Source organism: Limosilactobacillus reuteri (genome assembly GCF_034259105.1).
Taxonomy (GTDB): domain Bacteria; phylum Bacillota; class Bacilli; order Lactobacillales; family Lactobacillaceae; genus Limosilactobacillus; species Limosilactobacillus reuteri_G.
Genome location: NZ_CP139478.1, coordinates 1 through 22865 on the forward strand (window position 1 = coordinate 1; position 22865 = coordinate 22865).

Annotated in this window: 19 protein-coding genes; all 19 read left to right on the forward strand. The window is 39.2% G+C overall.

The features are described from left to right. Nucleotides 1–100 precede the first annotated feature (100 nt). The 19 genes from dnaA (at nucleotide 101) to SH603_RS01095 (ending at nucleotide 22847) form a co-directional block, all read left to right on the forward strand. A complete protein-coding gene (gene dnaA / locus SH603_RS01005) occupies nucleotides 101–1423 on the forward strand; it encodes a chromosomal replication initiator protein DnaA (RefSeq protein WP_321533972.1) in 1323 nt (440 codons plus the stop codon). A gap of 175 nt (nucleotides 1424–1598) precedes the next feature. Continuing rightward, nucleotides 1599–2741, forward strand: a complete 1143-nt coding sequence (dnaN, locus tag SH603_RS01010) for a DNA polymerase III subunit beta (RefSeq protein WP_321533973.1) — start codon at nucleotides 1599–1601, stop codon at nucleotides 2739–2741. Nucleotides 2742–3251: 510 nt separating this feature from the next. Next, on the forward strand, nucleotides 3252–4634 hold the full coding sequence (ltrA, locus tag SH603_RS01015) for a group II intron reverse transcriptase/maturase (protein WP_321533904.1): 1383 nt from the start codon (nucleotides 3252–3254) through the stop codon (nucleotides 4632–4634). A gap of 264 nt (nucleotides 4635–4898) precedes the next feature. Then, the gene (yaaA, locus tag SH603_RS01020; RefSeq protein ID WP_169473435.1) at nucleotides 4899–5120 is read left to right on the forward strand and encodes a S4 domain-containing protein YaaA; all 222 of its coding nucleotides are present in this window, start codon (nucleotides 4899–4901) and stop codon (nucleotides 5118–5120) included. A gap of 8 nt (nucleotides 5121–5128) precedes the next feature. Then, nucleotides 5129–6253: a DNA replication/repair protein RecF gene (recF, locus tag SH603_RS01025; protein WP_169473433.1), complete on the forward strand. Its 1125-nt coding sequence runs from the start codon at nucleotides 5129–5131 to the stop codon at nucleotides 6251–6253. Nucleotides 6254–6279: 26 nt separating this feature from the next. Beyond that, nucleotides 6280–8199 (forward strand): DNA topoisomerase (ATP-hydrolyzing) subunit B, encoded by a 1920-nt coding sequence (gene gyrB / locus SH603_RS01030; RefSeq protein ID WP_419182126.1) that lies wholly within the window; start codon nucleotides 6280–6282, stop codon nucleotides 8197–8199. Nucleotides 8200–8241: 42 nt separating this feature from the next. Next, nucleotides 8242–10746, forward strand: a complete 2505-nt coding sequence (gene gyrA, locus SH603_RS01035) for a DNA gyrase subunit A (RefSeq protein WP_153705861.1) — start codon at nucleotides 8242–8244, stop codon at nucleotides 10744–10746. Between the two features lie 202 nt (nucleotides 10747–10948). Then, complete coding sequence (gene rpsF / locus SH603_RS01040) at nucleotides 10949–11245, forward strand: 30S ribosomal protein S6 (protein ID WP_003665235.1); 297 nt, start codon at nucleotides 10949–10951, stop codon at nucleotides 11243–11245. Nucleotides 11246–11282: 37 nt separating this feature from the next. Then, nucleotides 11283–11846: a single-stranded DNA-binding protein gene (ssb, locus tag SH603_RS01045; protein WP_065533485.1), complete on the forward strand. Its 564-nt coding sequence runs from the start codon at nucleotides 11283–11285 to the stop codon at nucleotides 11844–11846. 33 nt (nucleotides 11847–11879) lie between these two features. Further along, the gene (gene rpsR / locus SH603_RS01050; protein WP_169473429.1) at nucleotides 11880–12116 is read left to right on the forward strand and encodes a 30S ribosomal protein S18; all 237 of its coding nucleotides are present in this window, start codon (nucleotides 11880–11882) and stop codon (nucleotides 12114–12116) included. 225 nt (nucleotides 12117–12341) lie between these two features. Beyond that, nucleotides 12342–13307: an IS30 family transposase gene (locus tag SH603_RS01055; RefSeq protein WP_321533975.1), complete on the forward strand. Its 966-nt coding sequence runs from the start codon at nucleotides 12342–12344 to the stop codon at nucleotides 13305–13307. An 87-nt stretch (nucleotides 13308–13394) separates the two neighbouring features. Then, nucleotides 13395–14681, forward strand: a complete 1287-nt coding sequence (locus SH603_RS01060; protein ID WP_321533655.1) for an ISL3 family transposase — start codon at nucleotides 13395–13397, stop codon at nucleotides 14679–14681. 249 nt (nucleotides 14682–14930) lie between these two features. Then, entirely contained in the window at nucleotides 14931–16949 is a 2019-nt protein-coding gene (locus SH603_RS01065; RefSeq protein WP_321533976.1) for a DHH family phosphoesterase, read from the forward strand. Nucleotides 16950–16954: 5 nt separating this feature from the next. Next, nucleotides 16955–17407: a 50S ribosomal protein L9 gene (gene rplI, locus SH603_RS01070; protein ID WP_169471072.1), complete on the forward strand. Its 453-nt coding sequence runs from the start codon at nucleotides 16955–16957 to the stop codon at nucleotides 17405–17407. 33 nt (nucleotides 17408–17440) lie between these two features. Then, nucleotides 17441–18832, forward strand: coding sequence for a replicative DNA helicase (gene dnaB / locus SH603_RS01075; RefSeq protein WP_003665244.1), 1392 nt, complete (start codon nucleotides 17441–17443; stop codon nucleotides 18830–18832). A gap of 120 nt (nucleotides 18833–18952) precedes the next feature. Continuing rightward, complete coding sequence (locus SH603_RS01080) at nucleotides 18953–20083, forward strand: IS30 family transposase (RefSeq protein WP_013923736.1); 1131 nt, start codon at nucleotides 18953–18955, stop codon at nucleotides 20081–20083. A 161-nt stretch (nucleotides 20084–20244) separates the two neighbouring features. Continuing rightward, nucleotides 20245–21447: an MDR family MFS transporter gene (locus tag SH603_RS01085; RefSeq protein WP_169471073.1), complete on the forward strand. Its 1203-nt coding sequence runs from the start codon at nucleotides 20245–20247 to the stop codon at nucleotides 21445–21447. 12 nt (nucleotides 21448–21459) lie between these two features. After that, a complete protein-coding gene (locus SH603_RS01090) occupies nucleotides 21460–21786 on the forward strand; it encodes a hypothetical protein (protein ID WP_065533488.1) in 327 nt (108 codons plus the stop codon). Between the two features lie 176 nt (nucleotides 21787–21962). Further along, nucleotides 21963–22847: a PPK2 family polyphosphate kinase gene (locus SH603_RS01095; RefSeq protein ID WP_169471074.1), complete on the forward strand. Its 885-nt coding sequence runs from the start codon at nucleotides 21963–21965 to the stop codon at nucleotides 22845–22847. Nucleotides 22848–22865: the final 18 nt, after the last annotated feature.

Here is a 22865-nt window from a genome sequence, read left to right on the forward strand (position 1 = left end):
TTGTGTAAACTTTTTTATTATTATCCACTTGGTTGTGGAAAACTTCTCCATGTAATGATAAAATACCGTTTGTAATTTAATACTTTAGGAGGAAATTATTTTGACTGAGCTCGATTCTCTGTGGGAAGCGATCCAAAATTCATTTCGTCAGGATACCACTCCGGTTACCTTTGACACTTTGATTGCTCCGGCAAAAGCAATTTCTCTCTCTCAAAATCAACTGGAAATCGAGGTGCCCACTCCGGTGCACCGCGATTTTTGGCGCAAAAATTTAAATACGCAGCTTAAAGAATTCGCTCAACGGGAACTGGGACGAAATATTGAGCCGCATTATATTTTAGAGGGAGAGTTTACCTATACAAATAAAAAAACAGAAGATGATCCAACTCCTTCTTTTGAGATGGATACTCCTCTTAATCCTCATTACAACTTTGGAACATTCGTTGTTGGAGAAGGAAATAAAATGGCACACGCTGCAGCATTTGCCGTTGCCGAAAGCCCCGGCAGCCTTTACAACCCACTCTTTATTTATGGGGGGGTTGGTTTAGGAAAGACCCACTTAATGGAAGCGATCGGTAACCATATGCTTCAAGTTAATCCAAATTCGCGTGTCAAATATGTGACGAGTGAGGATTTTACCAACGATTATATCAATGCTATTCGTAATAATACCACTGAACAACTAAGAGAAGAATACCGGAACCTCGATCTCCTATTAATTGATGATATTCAATTTTTAGCTAACAAAGAGGGGACTCAACTAGAATTTTTCAATACTTTTAATGCCCTTCATGATCGTAAAAAACAAATCGTTATGACATCTGATCGAATTCCAAATGAGATTCCTGAACTGCAAGACCGGCTTGTATCACGTTTCAGGTGGGGACTTACTGTCGAAATTACCCCTCCTGACTTAGAAACGCGAATTGCCATTTTACGGAGCAAAGTTGAGGAAGATCATATTGATATTGGAAACGACACCCTTAACTATATTGCCGGTCAAATTGATACAAACATTCGTGAATTAGAAGGAGCCTTAACAAAGGTTCAAGCATTTGCTAATTTAAGCGGTGAGCGAATCACGCCGAGTCTGGCATCTCAAGCATTAAAAGGGCTTCACCGCGTTGCCAAAAACGAAATATCAATCGCTACAATTCAAAAACAAGTTGCTGATTTTTATAATATAACTCAGGGAGATATCCTCGGTAAAAAGCGAGTTAAACAAATCGTTATGCCTCGTCAAATCGCCATGTACCTTTCTCGAGAACTCACCAATTCCTCTTTGCCAAAAATTGGCAACGAATTCGGCGGCAAAGACCACACCACCGTTTTACATGCTATCGATAAAATCGAGGCAGAACTAAAAAAGGATACTGACTTACAAAACGATATTACAAAATTAAAAGCTAAACTAAGATCATAAGCTGTGGATAAGTATAATAATTATCCTCAAACTTATCCACAAGTTATCAACAGGTGGATAACTCGCAATAAAAGGCGTTTAAATAGTTTTCCACAGTATTAACAGGCCCTACTACTACGACTATATTTTAAACTATTAAATATATTTATATACTTACACAAAAGGACTGAAACCTATGAATTTTACAATTAACCGATCTACATTCATTAGTCAACTAAATAATGTTTTACGTGCTATTTCATCTAAAACCACAATTCCAATTCTTACTGGATTAAAGATGGTCGTAAACGAAGACAACATTGTGTTAACTGGTAGCAATTCTGACATCACTATCGAAAGTGTTATTAATGCTAATGATGCTGATAACGATTTAACAATTGAAGACACTGGCGCTATTGTATTACCAGCCCGCTTCTTCAGTGATATTGTTAAAAAGCTGCCAGACAAAAAAGTAACTATTGAAGTTACAAGCGGTTTTCAAGCAGATATTACTTCCGGTTCAGCTAAGTTCCAAATTAATGGCCAAGATGCTGAAAACTTTCCCCATTTACCAGAAATTGAAACTAACAAATCAGTAACCCTTCCTAACGACATCCTTAAAGAAGTAATTCGTCAAACTGTTATTGCGGTATCTAAACAAGAAAGTCGCCCAATCCTTGCCGGGGTGCATATGACGTTAAAAGATGGCATTCTAACAGCTGTTGCAACAGATAGTCACCGACTTGCACAACGGAAAGTGGTCCTTGAAAATATCGATAACGGCATAGATTTTGATGTGATTATTCCCGGAAAGAGCATGGAAGAACTTTCTGGAATGATTAGCGATGTCCATGAAGATGTACAAATGCAAGTAACTGAAAATCAAGTATTGTTTATCTTTGGTAATACTCATTTCTATTCTCGATTACTAGACGGAAACTACCCTGAAACTAGTCAGTTAATTCCACAAACTGCTGATACGACAGTTGAACTAGAAGCTGGGACATTTTTATCATCAATTGAGCGTGCTTCACTTTTATCTCATGAAAGCCGTAACGATGTGGTTAAGTTAAGTCTAAAGCCATCAGAAAATCTTGTCCGAATTAGTGGTGATTCTCCAGATATCGGTACCGTTGAAGAAGAGGTAGTCACGTCTGCTCTTGATGGTAATGATCTTGAAATCTCGTTCAATCCTAACTACATGAAAGATGCCTTGCGTTCTTTTGGTCAAGCGACGATCAAGATTTCATTTACTTCACCATTGCGACCATTTACCTTGGTGCCAACAGAAGATCAAGAAAATTTTGTCCACTTAATTACGCCAGTACGGACATTCTAAGAAAGGTCTTATATAAGTTTTATAAAAAAGAGGCTACAGAACGTTTTGTTTTGTAGCCTCTTTTCTAGTGCGCCCGGCATGGGTATTAGCTAGGTGGTGAAAGTCCGCTATGGGCCGTAGTAGTCGGAACCATGAGCTGAGGACAAGGGTGTCCACCGTGAGGTGGAATCTGAAGGAAGTCTAAGGCAAAGTACTGCATCGATGAACAAGAAGTAGCTATAAGGCTGGAATTAACTGGATAAGGCTGCTAGACAAGTTGAAGTCCAATACTACTCGAAGTTGGTCTCAGTAAAGCTAACGATGACATGGTACGAAAGCTAATATTCTTACCCGGGGAGATCTGGCCTACACGTTTCCGACAAGAGGAATAAGTTTAATTTCCACAGAAACAAGCGGTGCAGTGATGCAGTGTTGAGTAAGCCAGAAGTCAGCCGAGGTCATAGTAGTTTGAATAATCAGATGAAGGACTGAACGACAATAACTTGTAACTTATATCGGAGGTGTAATCAGGTGCGACAATCGCAGAAAACAGAACAACAAGCTGACCGCTTGTCGAGGATAGGTTTGGAAAACCGAAAGTACACAAGGGCGCGTAGTACCGGTTATGGTGAAGGTAAAGGTATGAGTGTCACTATCCAAGACCTGGTCTTGGATCGCAATAACCTTAATCAGGCTTATTTGCGAGTTAAGAGAAATAAAGGAGCAGCAGGCGTTGACGATATGACAGTCAATGACCTTCTGCCATATCTCAGAGAAAATAAGACGGAACTGATCGCTAGTTTGCGTGAGGGCAAGTATAAACCAGCTCCAGTCAAACGGGTAGAAATTCCGAAGCCTAATGGTGGAGTAAGAAGACTTGGAATACCAACGGTGGTGGACCGAATGGTTCAACAAGCTGTAGCCCAAATTCTTACGCCTATCTTTGAGCGTATTTTCTCTGATAATAGCTTTGGCTTCCGTCCCCACCGTGGGGCCCATGACGCTATTTCAAAAGTAGTAGATCTTTATAATCAAGGTTATCGAAGAGTTGTCGACTTAGACCTAAAAGCCTATTTTGATAACGTTAATCATGACTTGATGATTAAGTATCTCCAACAATATATTGATGACCCATGGACACTAAGACTCATTCGTAAGTTTCTAACTAGCGGAGTCTTAGACCATGGGCTTTTCGCTAAGAGTGAAAAAGGAACCCCACAAGGAGGGCCATTGTCACCACTACTGGCGAACATCTATCTAAATGAGTTGGACGAAGAGTTGACTAGACGTGGTCACCACTTTGTGCGCTATGCGGATGATTGTAACATCTATGTTAAAAGTCAACGAGCCGGAGAACGAGTAATGCGAAGCATTACCCAGTTTCTAGAAAAGCGCTTGAAAGTTAAAGTGAACCCAGATAAAACCAAAGTCGGTAGCCCGCTACGGTTGAAGTTTCTTGGCTTTTCGTTGGGTGTAGACCACAATGGGGCCTACGCCCGTCCAGCTAAACAATCGCAACAACGAGTAAAGAAAGCACTGAAGTTATTAACTAAACGTAATCGTGGAATATCTCTGACAAGAATGTTTGAAGAAATTCATCGAAAAATGCGTGGGTGGCTTCAGTACTACTCAATTGGGAAACTAACTAACTTTATTCAACGCCTTGACAAGTGGTTGAGGGTCCGAATAAGGCAGTATATTTGGAAGCAATGGAAAAAGTTTAAAACTAAGGTAACTAACTTACAGAAGTTGGGGCTGCCCCAGCATGATGCATATGTCTTCGCTAGTACCCGAAAGGGCTACTGGCGAACTGCACATAGTAAGACCTTGAGCTATTCTCTAACTAATAGAAAACTGGAACAACTCGGACTTATGAATATGTCCAAGACGCTCCAGTCAATTCAATGTGATTAAGTTGTCGAACCGCCGTATACGGAACCGTACGTACGGTGGTGTGAGAGGTCGATAATTGAACTAATCAATTATCTCCTACTCGATTTTGGCATAGATTAAATTTAATAAGTATTGCTAGTTTATATTCAGATTTTTGACCATAGAGCAAATTTAACCGAATTTTGATAAAAAAGGCTAAAATAAGTTAATGCGCTCAGAAAGGCTAATAACGCAAAATTAGGCCGAATAATGTGGTATAATAGAATTCAAAAGTAGGTGAAAAAAATGGAAGAAAAGTCAGTGTTGATTGATAGTCCATTTATTACACTCGGCCAGTTACTCAAAGAAGAGGGGATTATTCCTACTGGCGGAGCAGCTAAATGGTTTCTAAAAGAAAATACTGTATTAGTAAATGATGAGCCGTATGATCGGCGGGGACGCAAATTGTATCCCGAAGATAAGATTCAAATTCCTGACCACCAATTACTTGTTATTAAGAGTAAGTAGGGATAAGCATGATTCTGACGGAATTGCATTTACATCACTTTCGAAATTATCAGGATCTAAACGTTCACTTCAACCCTGGAGTGAACGTTTTAATTGGTCATAATGCACAGGGTAAAACGAATATGCTAGAGGCAATCTATGTTCTTTCCCTGACTAAGAGTCATCGAACAAGCAATGACCATGAACTTATTAATTGGCAAGAAAAATCGGCCCTAATAAGTGGCACGGTAGAGAAAAGTATTGGCAAGATTCCACTTGAATTACAATTCTCAAGTAAAGGAAAAAAGGCAAAGGTAAATCATTTAGAACAGGCGCGATTATCACAGTATGTTGGTCAACTAAATGCAATATTATTTGCCCCTGAGGACTTGTCGTTGGTAAAAGGCTCCCCAGCTTTACGCCGCCACTTTATGGATCGAGAGTTTAGCCAGATGAGTAGCAAATACCTCTACAATGCAGGCCAATATCGCACACTCTTACGACAAAAAAACAAATATTTAAAGCAACTAAAATATAAGCAACAAACTGATCGCGTCCTTTTAGGAGTCCTATCTGATCAGCTTGCTGCTTTTGGTGCGGAAGTAATTATTGCCCGTCAACATTTTTTAAAGCACCTTGAAGGATGGGCAGCTGATTTGCATCAAGAAATTTCACTAAATAAGGAATCATTACGGCTTGAATACGTTAATCAATTAAAGGTTAGTGATGATACTACTGTTGAAGAGGCTTATCAGGCACTTTTTAAGTTATATCAGGATAATGAACAGCGTGAAATCGAGCAAGGAACAACAATTTATGGTCCTCATCGGGATGATATCCGCTTTCTGGTAAATGATAAAAATGTGCAGGCGTTTGGATCGCAAGGGCAACAGCGAACGACAGCACTATCAGTAAAACTAGCAGAGATTGATTTGATGAAAGAGCAAACAGGCGAGTATCCATTATTATTATTGGACGATGTGTTATCGGAACTAGATACGATTCGACAAACACACCTGTTAACAGCCATTCAGAATAAAGTTCAAACATTTTTGACGACAACTAGTCTGAGTGATGTTGCTCGCCAGCTAATTAATGAACCCACGATTTTTGAAATTGAACACGGCACTTTGAATAAGGAGGAAGTAAAGTGAGCAACGAACAACAAAAAGAAACCAAGATGGAATTGGCTAGCGAATACGATGCTAGTCAAATTCAGGTTTTAAAGGGATTGGATGCAGTTCGAAAGCGTCCCGGAATGTACATTGGTTCCACTTCAGCCCAGGGACTTCATCACCTTGTTTGGGAAATTGTCGATAACGGAATTGATGAAGCCTTAGCAGGATTCTGTGATGAAATTAATGTTGTAGTTAATCCAGATAACAGTATTACTGTTAAGGATAATGGTCGTGGAATTCCAGTTGATACGCAAAAAGAAACTGGAAAGTCAGCCTTAGAAACGGTCTTTACTGTTCTGCACGCCGGAGGAAAATTTGGCGGCGGTGGATATAAGGTTTCTGGAGGTCTTCACGGGGTAGGAGCTTCTGTTGTAAATGCCTTATCTACTGAATTAGATGTTAAAGTTGCTCGTCAAGGTAAACGTTACTACATGGATTTTGATCATGGTCACGTTAAGTCTGCAATGAAGGTAATTGAAGAGGGACTTCCAGAAACTGAGCATGGTACAACCGTTCACTTTAAGCCGGATCCAGAAATTTTCCGTGAAACAACGACTTACAATATTAAAACTTTAACTGATCGTTTAAGAGAGTTAGCTTTCTTAAATAAGGGACTTAAAATCACGATCGAAGACTTACGACAAGCAGATCATGAACGGAAAAAATTCCATTATGAAGGTGGTATTCGTCATTATGTTGAATACCTTAATGAAGATCAAAATGTTTTATTTGATCCACCAATTTACGTGGAAGGTAAAGAAAATGATATTACTGTTGAAGTTTCCTTACAATATACAGATTCATATAGTAGCAACTTACTAACTTTTACTAACAATATTCATACTTATGAAGGTGGAACTCATGAGACCGGATTTAAGATGGCTCTTACACGCGTTATTAATGACTACGGCCACAAAGCAGGTGTCTTAAAGTCGAATGAGACCTTATCAGGAGATGACGTACGGGAAGGTTTAACTGCGGTTGTCTCCATTAAGCACCCTGATCCGCAATTCGAAGGACAGACTAAGACTAAGTTAGGAAATTCAGATGCACGAACAGCGACTGACCATGTCTTTGCGGCAACATTTAACCGGTTCTTATTAGAACACCCAGACGAAGCGCGACAAATTATTGAAAAAGGTCAACTCGCTTCCAAAGCACGAGTGGCTGCTAAACGGGCACGGGAAGTTACTCGTAAAAAGAGTGGTCTTGAGATTAGCAATTTACCAGGTAAGTTAGCTGATAATACAAGTAAGGATCCGGAAATTTCAGAATTATTTATTGTCGAGGGTGATTCTGCTGGTGGTTCGGCAAAGCAAGGACGTTCACGACTTACCCAGGCAATTCTTCCTATCCGAGGAAAGATCTTAAATGTTGAAAAAGCAACCCTTGACCGAGTTCTAGCTAATGACGAAATTCGTTCTTTATTTACCGCTCTTGGAACAGGTTTTGGGGATGACTTTGATATTACAAAGGCTAATTACCATAAATTAATTATCATGACTGATGCAGATGTCGATGGTGCCCATATTCGGACATTATTATTAACCTTATTCTATCGCTTTATGAAGCCAATGATTACGCATGGATATGTTTATATTGCCCAACCGCCGCTATATCAAGTTCGGCAAGGTAAATTTGTAAAATACATTGACTCTGATGAAGAACTAGAGCAGGTTGTAAGCTCACTGCAGCCAAGTCCTAAGCCAGTTATTCAACGTTACAAAGGGCTAGGTGAAATGGATGCTGAGCAATTATGGGAAACAACAATGGACCCAGAAAATCGGCACCTATTACGAGTAAAACTAGACGACGCAGAACAGGCTGATAAGATTTTCCCAATGCTAATGGGAACCAAGGTCGGACCACGGCGCGACTTTATTGAGCAAAATGCTAAGTTCGTTGAAAACCTTGACCTGTAATTAACTGTTGTTTACTGCTAACGCAAAAAAGGAGGAACGACATTGGCTGAACAAGATATGCCTAATCGGATCACGGATGTAAATCTTACGAGTCAGATGAAAAACTCATTCTTGGATTATGCAATGAGTGTTATTGTTTCACGTGCGCTTCCAGACGTCCGTGATGGATTAAAACCGGTACAACGCCGGATTCTATATGGAATGAATGAATTAGGGGTTACTCCCGATAAGCCTTACAAGAAGTCAGCCCGGATTGTCGGGGATGTAATGGGTAAGTTCCACCCACATGGTGACTCTTCAATTTATGAAGGACTTGTGCGGATGGCTCAAGACTTTAGTTATCGTTACATGCTTGTTGATGGTCACGGTAACTTCGGGTCAGTTGATGGTGATGGAGCGGCCGCCATGCGTTATACCGAAGCAAAGATGAGCAAAATTGCAGTTGAAATGCTTCGGGATATCAATAAAAATACCGTTGATTTCCATGATAACTATGATGGTACTGAAAAAGAACCGGATGTATTACCAGCTCGTTTTCCTAATTTATTAGTTAACGGTGCCTCAGGGATTGCCGTGGGGATGGCTACTAATATTCCAACCCATAATTTAGGTGAGGTTATTAATGGCCTGCATATGTTAATGAATAACCCCGATATTACAACGGAAGGACTAATGAAGGCTATTCCTGGTCCCGACTTTCCAACTGGTGGAGTAGTAATGGGTAAGTCCGGTATTCGTAAAGCTTATGAAACTGGCCGGGGAACTATTATTGTTCGAGCAAAAGTTGATATTGAAGAACAGAAGAATGGTAAGCAACGGATCATTGTTCACGAAATTCCATACATGGTTAATAAGGCAAAGTTAATTGAACGAATTGCTGAATTAGCTCGAAATAAAGATATCGATGGAATTACTGATGTTAATGACGAAACTGACCGTGACGGAATGCGAATCGTAATTGATGTTCGTCGTGATGCTAGTGCGGAAGTTATCTTGAATAACCTTTACAAGATGACCTTGATGCAAACAACTTTTAACTTCAATATGCTAGCAATTGTTAATGGTGCTCCAAAGATTTTAAGCTTAAAACAAATTTTGCAACATTATCTGGAACACCAAGAATCAGTTGTACGGCGACGGACAGAATTTGAATTAAAGAAAGCCCAGAATCGTGCGCACATTGTTGCCGGATTGCGGATCGCTTTAGACCATATTGATGAGATAATTAATATTATTCGTAATTCACAAACAAGTGAAGTAGCGAAAAATGAGTTGATGAATAATTATGGTTTATCAGATCGGCAGGCACAAGCTATTCTTGATATGCGGTTAGTTCGGTTGACTGGCCTAGAACGTGAAAAGATAGAGGATGAATATCAAAAATTAATGGCAGCAATTGCCGATTACAAGGATATTCTTGCTCATCGCGAACGGATTAATCAAATCATTTATGACGAATTGATGGAAATTCAAAAACGTTTTGGGGATGAACGACGGACTGAGCTTCAAGTTGGTGATATTACTAATATTGAAGATGAAGACCTAATTGAAGAAGAAGATATTATCGTTGCCTTGACCCACAATGGATACATTAAACGTCTTCCGGTTGATGAATTTAAGTCTCAGCATCGTGGCGGCCGTGGTGTTAAGGGAATGGGAGTTCATAAAGATGACTTTATTGAACAATTAATTTCTAGTTCAACTCATGATATGTTACTCTTCTTCACTAATTCAGGAAAAGTATACTCAATGAAGGGGTATGAAGTTCCTGAATATGGTCGGGCTGCTCAAGGAATTCCAATTATTAATCTTCTTGGCATTAATAATAAAGAGAAGATTAGCGCTGTTATTAATGTTTCACATGAAACTAACGATGATGATAAATACCTCTTCTTTACTACCAAGCTAGGAACCGTTAAACGAACAGCAGTAACAGAATTTAAGAATATTCGAAGCAATGGATTGAAGGCGCTCAACCTTCATGAAAACGATGAATTGATCGATGTAGAAGTTATTAGTGAGGATCAGCCAATGATTATTGGTACTCATAATGGGTATGCGCTTAGCTTTAAATCATCGGTTGTTCGATCAATGGGACGAAGCGCAGCTGGAGTTCGTGGAATTCGCTTACGAGATGAAGACTACGTAATTGGTGCTGCCCCTCTTAATTCTGATAGCAAGGTTCTTGTAATTAGTGAAAATGGTTTTGGAAAGCAAACGTCTGCTTCTGAATACCCAATTAAAGGACGAGGCGGACTAGGCGTTAAGACAGTTAATGTTACTGCAAAGAATGGTCCATTAGTTGGTTTAACGACTGTCAATGGTGATGAAGATATCATGTTAGTTACCGACCAGGGAGTAATTATTCGTTTTGGCATTGAAAGTGTATCGCAAACTGGACGATCTGCTGTTGGTGTTCACTTAATTAAGATGGATAATGGTGCCCGTGTTGCTACGATTGCAAAGGTGGATAAAGAAGTCGATGAGGAGACTGAAGAAGTAACTAATAATTCCTCACAAGAAGAAAATCAACCAACAGAAAATTAAAAAAATAAAGTGGGAAAGTAGATATTTTACGTATATATAGTTATAGTGACCGCAACATTTAGGATTTCTTGTTAGATGTTCCTTGTTTTAAATAGAATTTTATGCTATATTTTATGTCTGTGAGTATACGTAATGACGTCTACTTTCCTTGTTCTTCTCAAATAGCGAGAAGAGCCAGAGTCCATAAGGAGGTGTAACATTCATGGAAACACGCAAATATGAAATTACTTACATCATTCGTCCTGATATCGAAGAATCTGCAAAGAGCGAATTGGTAGACCGATTCGACAAGATCTTGGCGGACAATGGTGCAACTATCGCTGATTCAAAGGATTGGTCAACTCGTCGTTTTGCTTACCCAATCGCTAAGTACACTGAAGGTACTTACCACGTGGTAAACTTAACTACTGATTCCGATCAAGCTTTAAACGAATTTGATCGTTTAGCTAAGTTCAGTGATGATATCCTACGTCACATGATTGTTAAGCTTGATGCTTAATTAATTTGTCAATAAAGTAAAGAGAGGAGAAAGATCTATGCTTAATCGTGCAGTCTTAACTGGGCGTTTAACAAGAGATCCCGAGTTGCGGTACACAACCAGCGGGACAGCAGTTGTTTCATTTACGTTAGCTGTTGATCGGCAATTCCGAAACCAAAATGGTGATCGTGATGCTGATTTTATCAATTGCGTTATTTGGCGTAAATCCGCTGAAAACTTTAGTAACTTTACGCATAAGGGTTCACTTGTTGGAATTGAAGGGCGTATTCAAACCCGGAATTATGAAAACCAACAGGGTAACCGTGTGTATGTTACCGAAGTTGTTGTAGATAACTTTGCATTGTTAGAACCTCGTCAAAATGGTGGCATGAACCAATCAGGCGTGCAACAACCATTTAATAATAACCAGCAATCGTTTGGTGCTCAGGCTCCACAATATGGCAGTCAACCACAACCTGGAAATAATGCTCCTCAAAGTAATCCGTCACCAAGTATGGATAATGGTTTCGATTCCAATCAAAATGCTGGCAACCAGTTCCCTGGAAGCAGTGATGATGGTGGTCAATCCATTGATTTAGCTGATGACGAATTACCATTCTAAATAAATTTTTACTCAGAATAGGAGGGTAATTTCATGGCACAACAACGTCGGGGCGGACGTCGTCGTCGTAAGGTCGACTTCATCGCCGCAAACCACATCGAATACATCGATTACAAAGACACTGATTTATTACGTCGGTTCATTTCTGAACGTGGTAAGATCTTACCACGTCGGGTTACTGGTACTAGTGCTAAGAACCAACGTAAATTAACTATCGCTATCAAGCGTGCACGGATCATGGGTCTTTTGCCATTCGTTGCAAAAGACTAGTTTCCGCAAGAATAAAAAATAATAAAGAGGCCGAGGTTTACTCAGCCTCTTTATTATTTTAAATGGCTCTACAATATCTGGTGTTGATATAGAAATATCACTTTCTATACCAATACTAGATTTTTTGTTTTTAAACTCGCCGTTTGTAAAATTAAGTTAGAAAAATAGAAAAGCCATTTGTGGTAGACTTTTGAATACCCCTAAACAAAAGAAAGGAAACCACAAATGACTTACACCCATCTTACCACAAACGAGCTGACAATCATCGCCCATTCTTTCGTGCAAAAGCTTAAAGCGTACCGAGTGGCCCAAATGATCAAACGTTGCGCCGAAACCGTTTATCGCGTTTATCGTTACCTGGAAACCGGTGCCTCAATTGCTGATTATCAAGATCACTATATGCGCAATAAGCAACGTTGTGGCCGAAAACGTACTCAGTTGTCACTGGCTGAACTCACTTATATCAACGACAAAATTGCCCAGGGGTGGACGCCTGATACCATTATTGGGCGCGCTGAGCGCCCAATTAGTTGTAACCGGCGAACTCTTTACCGGATGTTTGAACGTGGCCAGTTCGGCTTCGATGTCCGTTCCTTGCCGATGCGAGGTAAGCGGCACCCGAATGGCTATGTCGAGCGCCGTGGGAAGGCTGGCCAATTGGGGCGAAGTATTCACGAGCGTGCCAAGGACTTTCCGCACTATGCCACTGAATTTGGGCCCCTTGAAGCTGATACCGTCCAAGGCAAAAAGCACCAAGGGGCGGTAATGACCCTGACCGAACGCCAATCGAAGGTCGAAATTGTACTCAATGTGCACGAAAAGACGGCTGATGCGATTAACCAACACTTAAGTCAGTGGCTTCGGAAATTCCCGCGGCACTTCTTCAAATCGATTACCTTTGACAACGGAAAAGAATTCGCCGGCTGGCGCGAGATTGCCAATCAATTTGACCTTCACACTTACTTTGCTGAGGTTGGTGCTCCCAATCAACGAGGGCTGAACGAAAACAACAACGGTCTTTTACGCCGGGATGGCTTAACGAAACAGCTAGATTTCCGCAATCTTCCTGATGAATTGGTAACCCAACTGATGAGTAAGCGAAATAACCTGCCCCGTAAATCACTAGGCTATCGAACTCCATATGAAGTATTCATGTCTTACGTCACTGATGAGCAACTATTTTCTTTCTAACTTAAATTGACATTTCGGGACTAAAAAAGAGGCATGCCCTCTGATACAATGAAATCGCCAAATCACATAGTAAAGAAGGTAACCTCCATGGATAATGATACAAGGACTCTCCTCAATTTAACAGACCCTCATTTAAATTTTCCTCATCATTGGCTTAAATATAAATCAATTAAAAACGTTCGGGTGGCACAAATATCCTGTACCCTTTCTTATATCCCGCGTGCTTGTCCAAATTGTGGCGTTATTAATCGTGGACAAATCTTAAAATATGGTTTTTATCAAGCTAAATACAAATATGGACAATTTAGGGCTCAACCATTAATGTTGCTTGTTAATACTCAACGTTTTCAATGTCCTGACTGCCATACAACATTTAATGCGACTAGTTATCTTTTTGAAAAGCAACGAACAATTAGTCGTGATTTAAGGCGTGAAATTATTCTTCGGTTAACGCGAATTCAAACAATTAAAGATATTGCCCATGATTTGTTTATCAGTGAAGCTTCGGTCCAGCGGGTCCTTTTGGACCTCGCTGATCAATACAAGCCGAATTTAAACTATCTACCGGAAACACTATGTATTGATGAATTTAAATCAATGCGGAGCGCTAAAGGTAAGATGAGTTTCATCGCTGTTGATGGTGATCGGAGTTGCTTATTTGAACTCCTTGAAGATCGGCGATTACGTAGTTTATTTAAGCATTATCAACAGTTTACACGTGCTGCCCGTTGCCGGGTAAAATATCTGGTAATGGATATGAACGCTGCTTATGATCAACTAGTTAAAACCGTTTTTCCTTGTGCTCAAATCATCTATGATCGCTTTCATATTGCCAAACACCTTAATGATACGATGAATCATGTGCGAATTCATGTCTTCAATCGTTTGCGAAAAGGTGATTCTGCGGAGCAGAAACAAGCTCGGCGCCTTAAACGTTATTGGCGGCTATTTCTTCAAGATCGGGAAAATTTAAGTACAAAAGTTTATTACGAAGGACGTTATTTTAATCGCGTTGTTAATTCCATTATGATCTTAGACTTAATGTTAGCGTATGACCAAGAGTTAAGAGCCACCTATAATTTTATTCAATCCTTGAAGCGTGCTTACAATCAACGTGATTTTACAACTTTCTTTCAATTACTTAAACTCCGGCCAGACAGTGTCAGCCATTATACAATCCACCGTTGTCAAGTTTTAGCGCGCTATAAAGAGGGAATTAAGCGTGGCTTTGAGACGAAGTTCTCAAATGGTCGAACCGAAGGGATTAATAATCGAATTAAAACTATCAAACGAGTTGCCTGTGGTTATCGTTACTTTACGGCATTTAAAACGCGGATTTATTTAATTATTGGCCACCAAATTCAAACTAACTAAAAAGAACCGCCACGAATGACGATTCTAACTAGACCAATTTAATTGGCGAAAATTCATATTTGCGTATCAACACTACTTGACGTAGAGCCGTTTAAATTACTGTTATCTTTTCTAGAATTTTTCGACTGCTATATTAATATTCTTATGTATTAATAGTCATTAGATGATATAATCTATTGACTAAGTATTTGATGTGATATGATAGATTTATCCAATTAATAATTTAAAGCTATTTTTAGGAGGACTAGCATGCGAAAAATTTTCAGTCGTGAGAACTGGGAGTTTTATTTTGAACACCCAGCCGTCCGCTGGAATGTCTGCTATATAGTGCTTTTAACAATCATTGGGCTTATTTTAGGGTTTATGGATAACTGGATTATTGGACTAATTGTTTTAGTAATTGCAGTTATTGGTGGAGCTATTAGTATTCGGTGGTTAAGAAATTTAGTAGTCGATGCTCATGAATATTTAAATGAATTAACGTATAAAGTCCAACGTGGGCAACAAGAAGCATTGCTGGAAATGCCCATAGGAATGATTATGTTAAATAAGCGTCATGAGGTTGAATGGATTAATCCATATATGGCGCGCTATTTTAATCTTGAAATTGTTGTAGGGAAGCCGATTGCAGATGTTGATGTAAAATTAGCGGAATTAATAAAAGATCATGCGGATGATAAGCAAACACAAGTAGTAACTTGGCGTGACCATCAATTTGAATTTTTAGTTCAGCATCACGGACAGGTAGTTTATTTATTAGATATTACAAAATATGAACAGATTAGTGCACAATATAAGGACAAACAAATCTTCATTGGTAATATTTACCTAGATAATTATGATGAGCTGATTCAAGGAATGAGTGATTCTGATGTCTCTAATCTTCATAATTACGTAACTTCACAAATAAGCGATTGGGCAGTTGCTAATCACTTATTGATGAAGATCATTGATGATGATAATTACTTGATTATTGGACATCAAGCTTCATTAAAAGAACTTGAAAAACAAAAATTCAAGATCCTTGATGTTATCCGTGAAAATACATCCAAGCAAAATTCGCCAGTTACTCTTAGCGTAGGAATTGCTTATGGCGAAAATGATCTGATAAAACTTGCTGATACAGCACAAAATAACCTTGACCTCGCGTTAGGTCGTGGTGGAGACCAAGTTGTTGTTCGTGCTCAAGATCAGGAAGCACGTTTCTATGGTGGAAAGACCAACCCGATGGAGAAACGAACCCGGGTACGAGCACGGATGATCAGTCAAGCATTACAAGAATTAATGGCCCAATCAGACCAATTATTTGTGATGGGCCACACCAATCCAGATATGGATTCAATCGGTGCCTGTTTGGGGATTCGACGGATTGCGGAAATGAACGGTAAAGAATGTTGGATTGTGATTGATGACGAACATCCACACTCTGATATTCAACGTTTGATGCATGAGATTGATAATTACCAGACGATTAAGGACCATATTATTTCACCAGTCGAAGCGTTAGAAAAAGTGACAAATAACAGTTTGTTAGTAATGGTTGATCATGCTAAGCGGGGAATTACCATTGCCCCTGAATTATATGATAAAATGCAAAACAGACTTGTTATCATTGACCACCATCGTCGCGGCGAGGACTTTCCTGAAAATCCATTGCTTGTTTATATCGAACCATATGCTTCATCAACTTGTGAGTTAATTACGGAAATGTTTGAGTACCAACCACGTGAAGGAAAAGGACTTAACAAGCTTGAAGCAACGGCAATGCTAACAGGAATTCAGGTTGATACAAAATCATTCACCAAGAGTGCTGGTACGCGAACTTTTGATGCAGCTAGTTACTTGCGTTCTGCTGGTGCCGATGGTTTAATGATTCAATCATTTATGAAAGAAAATCCAGAAACTTTCATGATGCGTAATCATTTGATTTCAAGAGCGGAAATAAATGATAAAATAGCATTATGTACGGGTGAAGAAGGACAGGTTTATGATCCTGTCACGGCTGCCCAGGCTGCTGATATGTTGCTCCAAATGAGTGGAATTGAAGCTTCATTTGTAATTTTTGAACGTGCTGATAACAAGATCGGAATTTCAGCACGCTCAATGGGAAACGTCAACGTTCAAGTAATCATGGAAAAAATGGGGGGTGGCGGTCACCTTGCAAATGCTGCTACACAAATCAGTGATAAAGATATTACGCAGGTTAAGCAAGAGTTAGTCGATATTCTAACTAAAACTGATAAAGAGCAAGACGATACAGAGGAGTGATCATAATGAAAGTTATTTTTACACAAGATGTACGAGGCCGTGGTCAACGTGGTCAAATTAAGGAAGTTCCAGATGGCTATGCTCAAAACTACTTAATTAAGCGTGGATTGGCAAAACAAGCTACTAAAGCGGCGATGAGCCAACTAAAGGGTCAACAGCGTGCTGAAGAAAAACATGCTGCTGAAGAATTAGCTGATGCCAAGCGGATGAAGAAGATTCTTGAAGATGATAATACAGTTGTTGAATTAAGCGGAAAAGCCGGTACAGATGGCCGGATATTTGGTTCAATTTCAACAAAACAAATTGCAACTGCTTTACAAAAACAATTTGACCTTAAAATTGATAAGCGAAAGATTGAGCTGGCGGCTCCAATTAAGGCGCTTGGTTACGTAAATGTGCCAATCAAACTTCATCCAGAAGTCGAAGCTCAAATTCGTGTTCACATTGCTGAAAAGTAATGAGGATTAATAGATTTAAGGAGCGGTATCGTCATGGATAATGCACCAGTGCAAGAAGAGCCACGCGATATTGAAGCAGAAAAAGCAGTTCTTGGAGCTGCTTTTTTAAGTAAAAACGCGTTGGCTGATGCGATGGAATATCTTGAGCCGCAAGATTTTTATCGGAAGGCTCACCAAATTATTTTTGAAAAGATGGTCCAACTAAATGATGCGGACCAGCCAATCGATCCGTTAACGATGAAAAATGTCCTTGATCAGGATAATCAAACGGAAAATATTGGTGGAGTTGCTTATATTGCTGAACTTGCAACAGCGGTTCCGACGGCTGCTAACGTTGTCTATTACTCAAAAATTGTTCATGATAAGGCGATTTCACGACGGTTGATCAATACTGCAACCAAAATTATCAATGATAGTTATGCTGGAAATGACAAGATTGAAGATCAACTTGACCGGGCTGAGCAAGAAATTATGTCAGTTTCGGAAAATAGTCGTCAAACTGGTTTTAAAAGTATTAGTGACGTTTTACAAGAGTCAATTAACCATGTCAGTGAGCTCTCTAGTCAAGATTCAGAGATTACTGGACTCTCAACTGGATATGCTCAATTAGATGAGATGACGACTGGCCTTCATAAAGACGAGTTGGTGATTATTGCGGCACGACCTGCTGTTGGGAAGACTGCCTTTGTTTTGAATATTGCTCAAAACGTTGCAACTAGAACCGATAATACAGTCGCAATTTTCAGTCTTGAAATGGGTGCGGAGTCTTTAGCAAACCGGATGCTCTGTGCTGAAGGAAACATTAACGCTAACCACTTACGGACCGGACAGCTTACGCAAGATGAATGGCAAAGTTTGTTTATTGCCACTGGTGCCTTGAGTAATGCTAGTATCTATATTGACGATACACCGGGAATCAAGGTAGCAGAAATTCGGGCACGTTGTCGACGCTTAGCAAAGGAAAAAGGCAACTTAGGATTGATCGTAATTGATTACCTTCAGTTGATTGAAGGGAGTAATCCTGATAACCGGCAACAAGAAGTTTCAGAAATTTCTCGACAACTAAAGAAACTGGCAAAGGAATTGGAAGTTCCAGTTATTGCCCTATCACAGTTGTCGCGGGGAGTTGAACAGCGACAAGACAAGCGCCCGGTTTTATCTGATATTCGTGAATCTGGATCGATTGAACAGGATGCAGATATTGTTAGTTTCCTTTATCGTGATGACTATTATGAGCACGATGAAGATTCGGACGATAATAATAACCCGGGAAATAATCAGGATGACGATGGATCAAATGCTAGTGAAGTTGAAGTCATCATCGAAAAGAATCGTAGTGGTCCGCGGGGGACAGTTAAATTATTATTTGCAAAGTCTTATAATAAGTTCACTTCGATTTCCTATATCCCTGAAGATAATAATTAAAAACGGTGGATTATAGAATGAAGTTAGCCACCCAGTTGGTGGTAAATAAAAAACGCCATTCGGCGTGACATCAGGTATCATATTAAGTGAACCAAACCTATATGAAAGGATGTCCGTCAAATGACGCACTTAAATGATACCATGTCTACTAGTTTATTGACTACTCATAAAAAGAATGCTCATCTTACTAAAGAAGAACGTGTGATGATTGCGACTTTAAAGTCGCAAGGACTTTCCAATCGCGCAATTGGTCGCCAATTAGGAGTTAATCATCAAACAATTAATAACGAGCTCAACCGTGGTACGGTCCGCCAACTTCGTCGTCAAAAATCTAATGGTAAAATTTACGAATATTCTTACTACATCTATAGTTATGAAGCTGGTCAGGCCACATATCTTGAACATCACCGCCATTCTGGTCGTCGTCGCTTATATTATTCTTCAAAGCAATTTTTACGATTAGCTGATCAGCTAATGCTTGGTGAGTTTGACGACCACCATTACTCCCCACAAGCGGTTATTTATAAGGCTCGAGATTTAATGAATGATGGCACCCTGATCCCAAAGTCGGTTGTAACTTTATATCAATGGATTAATGAGGGTGTGCTTCGTACGTCCAATTTAGACCTCTTTGAAAAACCTAAACGTAAGCATCATCGAACTCATCCGCAAGCTAAAAGGTGCTTAGGGCCTAATATTGCTCAACGACCTCAAACTGCGGACCAACGGTCCGAAATTGGCCATTGGGAACTAGATACAGTTCAGGGACAGAAAAACGGTAATGACAGTGTTGTACTAGTAATGACTGATCGCCTTTCACGAGTTAATATCACGAGTAAAATTGCTGGTAAAACTGCGCATGCAGTAAATCAGTTCTTTATAAATTTACGCCAGAAAATGGGCACAGATGCTTACTATCGCATCTTTAAGACAATAACCTCTGACAACGGTTCAGAATTTAGTGAGTTAACACAAGTTCACGATCATGTTTTCTATGCTGATCCGTATTCCCCTTGGGAACGTGGATCCAATGAGATCAATAACCGGTTTCTCCGCAAGGAGATTACCAAAGGTGAAGCTATAAATAACTATAGTAGTGCTCAGATCATAGCGACTAATGATTGGATGAATCACTATCCACGAGCTATGTTTAATGGACATTCGTCAATGGATATCTATCGTAAGGCCTTCTACCAAGAGATATCACAGCTCCATCAACCAATAATCAATTGGTCAGTATTATTTATTTGAGTCCAGTGGCTAACTTATTCTTGAAATTTAGGAATAATTAAAAACTAAATTTCTAAGAGGGCATTTCAGTAAAAACTGAGGTAGCCCTTTTAGTGCGCTTAAGACATTAAAAATGTTTTAAAAAAATAAACGGTATAATAGTAATTGAGGAGGCGTAAACAATGAACCGTCAAGGCGTAGAATTAAAATGGCTTTTGTTCGGAATGTTCCTTGGAAGTATTGGGAATAGTTTTGTCTGGCCATTAACAACAATTTATATTCATGATCAGTTGCATGAGTCATTAACTGTTTCAGGAATTGTTTTACTCTTTTATTCGGGAGCAAATGTCGTCGGAAGTTATATTAGTGGAATGCTATTTGATCGAGCTAACCCGCGAAAATTGATGATTGGCGGGACATTGCTTACGACAATCGTAATGGCTATTATGATTTTCTTCAATGGCTGGCCGATATATGGAATTCTTTTAACAGTCATTGGGTTCTTTAATGGTTGGATCATTACAATGGTTAATTCTTTTGCGACTCGTTCAGGACGAGATGGTCGTTACGTCTTTAATATGTTGTATTTTGCCAATAACTTGGGAATGGTGATTGGAACTACTATTGTCGGTCCGCTTTATCAATATGCAGATGGCAATGTTTCACCAATGTTTTTGATTACCACAATCCTTTATACAATGTTCTCACTTGTTGTTATCTTTTTCTTTAAGGATAGTCAACAAACAGTTGCAAAGACCGAAGATATGGAAGCTGAAGAAGAGAACAAGACAGTTAATATTAAGATGCCTCAAGCTAACTTATGGATTAACTGGATCTTCTTCATTGCCTTAGTTGTAATATGGACAATGTATGAACAATGGGCAAGTAACTTATCAGTTTTCATGACTGATCAAGGAATCTCAATGACGAAATATAGTCTTTTGTGGACATTAAATGGGATCTTAATCGTTGTTTTCCAATTAGGAATTACTTGGCTTAATCGTTGGGTTAATCGGCCATATGCGCAAGTATTTATTGGAATGTTTACAATTGGCTTCTCATTTGTCCTCTTACTTTACGCCCACTCATATAGCTGGTTTGTTGCGGCAATGGTCGTTTTGACAATTGGTGAAGCCACTGCTCTGCCAACGATGCCTGCCATTGTAAACAGCCTTTCACCGGTTGCTGTTAAGGGAAAGTACCAGGGGATTTTGAACGCATTTTCTTCTTTAGGAAAGGCAATTGGTCCTCTATTTGGTGGATTGATGATTGAAGCAACCTCTTATCATATCCTCTTTATTATTTGTGCGATTTCGATTTTTGTAATGGAAATAATAGTAGTCTTTGTTATTAAGATAAAACAGGCAAAAGCAGTTGAATATTAAAGAAGTGATTAGATGTTTTACAATAATTTTGATAATGTACATGGTGAAGACCGTTATGGAATGGTAGGAAAAACAGGAGATCCTTTTAGGGAAGAATGTGAACTAGGAATTTCTTGTTATCAGTGCCATGAACAGCCGTTAGTAATTGCGGAAAGAAATTGGATGGATACGAATAATGATGACTCGCAACGATACCAAATTGTGGTAGTTTGTGAGCATTGTGGTGCCGTTGATGAATTCATTGTTAATAATGGTCGCGAGCATCAAATTAGTAAATTAAAACGTAGTAAATACCAGCCAACAGAAAAGAATATTATAAATAAGGGAACTGTGGACTAGAATGTTCATGGTTCTTTTTTGGTATTATTACATTTAATTAAATAAGCTGCTAAGACTGATATAGTGATCAGAGAGCCTTAGCAGCTTATATATCTTTAAAAATTAGCTTTTATTAACCAAAGTTTGCCAGATTTGCTATGATGGTAGTTGAAATCAAACTAAAAGCAATGAGGTGAATGTTGATGAAAACCAAGAAATATCGTTACACTGGAAAAGACTTTGATATTAAGGCGGCACCAACTAAGGTAAAAGATTCTGCTGATGACCTTAAGAAGATTAAAAAGAAGATCAAGAAAAATGTAAAGTCAATCAAAAATGCGCAAAAGATGATGTATGCCCGGCGTCATTATGGAGTTTTAGTAGTATTTCAAGCAATGGATGCGGCAGGAAAAGATAGTATGATTTCGCATATCTTTGCGGGCGTAAATCCAGTTGGGTTTAAGGTGGCTAATTTTAAACAACCAACAGGCCGCGAATTACGTCATGATTATCTATGGCGAATCAATCGTGAATTGCCAATGCGTGGTGATATTGGTGTTTTCAATCGATCTTATTATGAAGATGTTCTTGTTTCACGCGTTCATCCTGCTTTAATTTTGCAATCTAATATTCCAGGGATTGAGTCTATTCATGATGTTAATAACAAATTCTTTGATAGTCGCTATGAAGACATTCGCCAGTACGAAAGTTATCTAACACGGAACGGTTACTTAATTGTAAAATTCTTTCTCCACGTATCAAAGGAAGAACAGAAGAAGCGTTTCTTAGCACGGATTGATACGCCAGAAAAGAATTGGAAGTTTTCTGCAGCTGATATTCGCGAACGTCAATATTGGGACGATTACCAAAAGGCATATGAAAAGGCGATTAATGCTACCGCCACAAAGGAAAATCCATGGTATGTTATTCCGGCTGATGATAAGTGGTACTCGCGTTTAATTGTATCTGATATTTTGACAAAGAAGATTAATAGTTTGCCATTAGCTTATCCCGAGGTTTCACCAGAACAAGAAATGAGCTTACGCCAAGCACGAAAAGAACTAATAGCAGAAGATAAGTAATAAAAAGGACGTTTGAAT

Bases quoted from the DNA above. Each gene is read 5' to 3' on its own strand.
- dnaN (WP_321533973.1), top strand. From the start codon at position 1,599: ATGAATTTTACAATTAACCGATCTACATTCATTAGTCAACTAAATAAT.
- yaaA (WP_169473435.1), top strand. From the start codon at position 4,899: ATGGAAGAAAAGTCAGTGTTGATTGATAGTCCATTTATTACACTCGGC.
- recF (WP_169473433.1), top strand. From the start codon at position 5,129: ATGATTCTGACGGAATTGCATTTACATCACTTTCGAAATTATCAGGAT.
- gyrB (WP_419182126.1), top strand. From the start codon at position 6,280: ATGGAATTGGCTAGCGAATACGATGCTAGTCAAATTCAGGTTTTAAAG.
- rpsF (WP_003665235.1), top strand. From the start codon at position 10,949: ATGGAAACACGCAAATATGAAATTACTTACATCATTCGTCCTGATATC.
- ssb (WP_065533485.1), top strand. From the start codon at position 11,283: ATGCTTAATCGTGCAGTCTTAACTGGGCGTTTAACAAGAGATCCCGAG.
- rpsR (WP_169473429.1), top strand. From the start codon at position 11,880: ATGGCACAACAACGTCGGGGCGGACGTCGTCGTCGTAAGGTCGACTTC.
- SH603_RS01055 (WP_321533975.1), top strand. From the start codon at position 12,342: ATGACTTACACCCATCTTACCACAAACGAGCTGACAATCATCGCCCAT.
- SH603_RS01060 (WP_321533655.1), top strand. From the start codon at position 13,395: ATGGATAATGATACAAGGACTCTCCTCAATTTAACAGACCCTCATTTA.
- SH603_RS01065 (WP_321533976.1), top strand. From the start codon at position 14,931: ATGCGAAAAATTTTCAGTCGTGAGAACTGGGAGTTTTATTTTGAACAC.
- rplI (WP_169471072.1), top strand. From the start codon at position 16,955: ATGAAAGTTATTTTTACACAAGATGTACGAGGCCGTGGTCAACGTGGT.
- dnaB (WP_003665244.1), top strand. From the start codon at position 17,441: ATGGATAATGCACCAGTGCAAGAAGAGCCACGCGATATTGAAGCAGAA.
- SH603_RS01080 (WP_013923736.1), top strand. From the start codon at position 18,953: ATGACGCACTTAAATGATACCATGTCTACTAGTTTATTGACTACTCAT.
- SH603_RS01085 (WP_169471073.1), top strand. From the start codon at position 20,245: ATGAACCGTCAAGGCGTAGAATTAAAATGGCTTTTGTTCGGAATGTTC.
- SH603_RS01090 (WP_065533488.1), top strand. From the start codon at position 21,460: ATGTTTTACAATAATTTTGATAATGTACATGGTGAAGACCGTTATGGA.
- SH603_RS01095 (WP_169471074.1), top strand. From the start codon at position 21,963: ATGTTGATGAAAACCAAGAAATATCGTTACACTGGAAAAGACTTTGAT.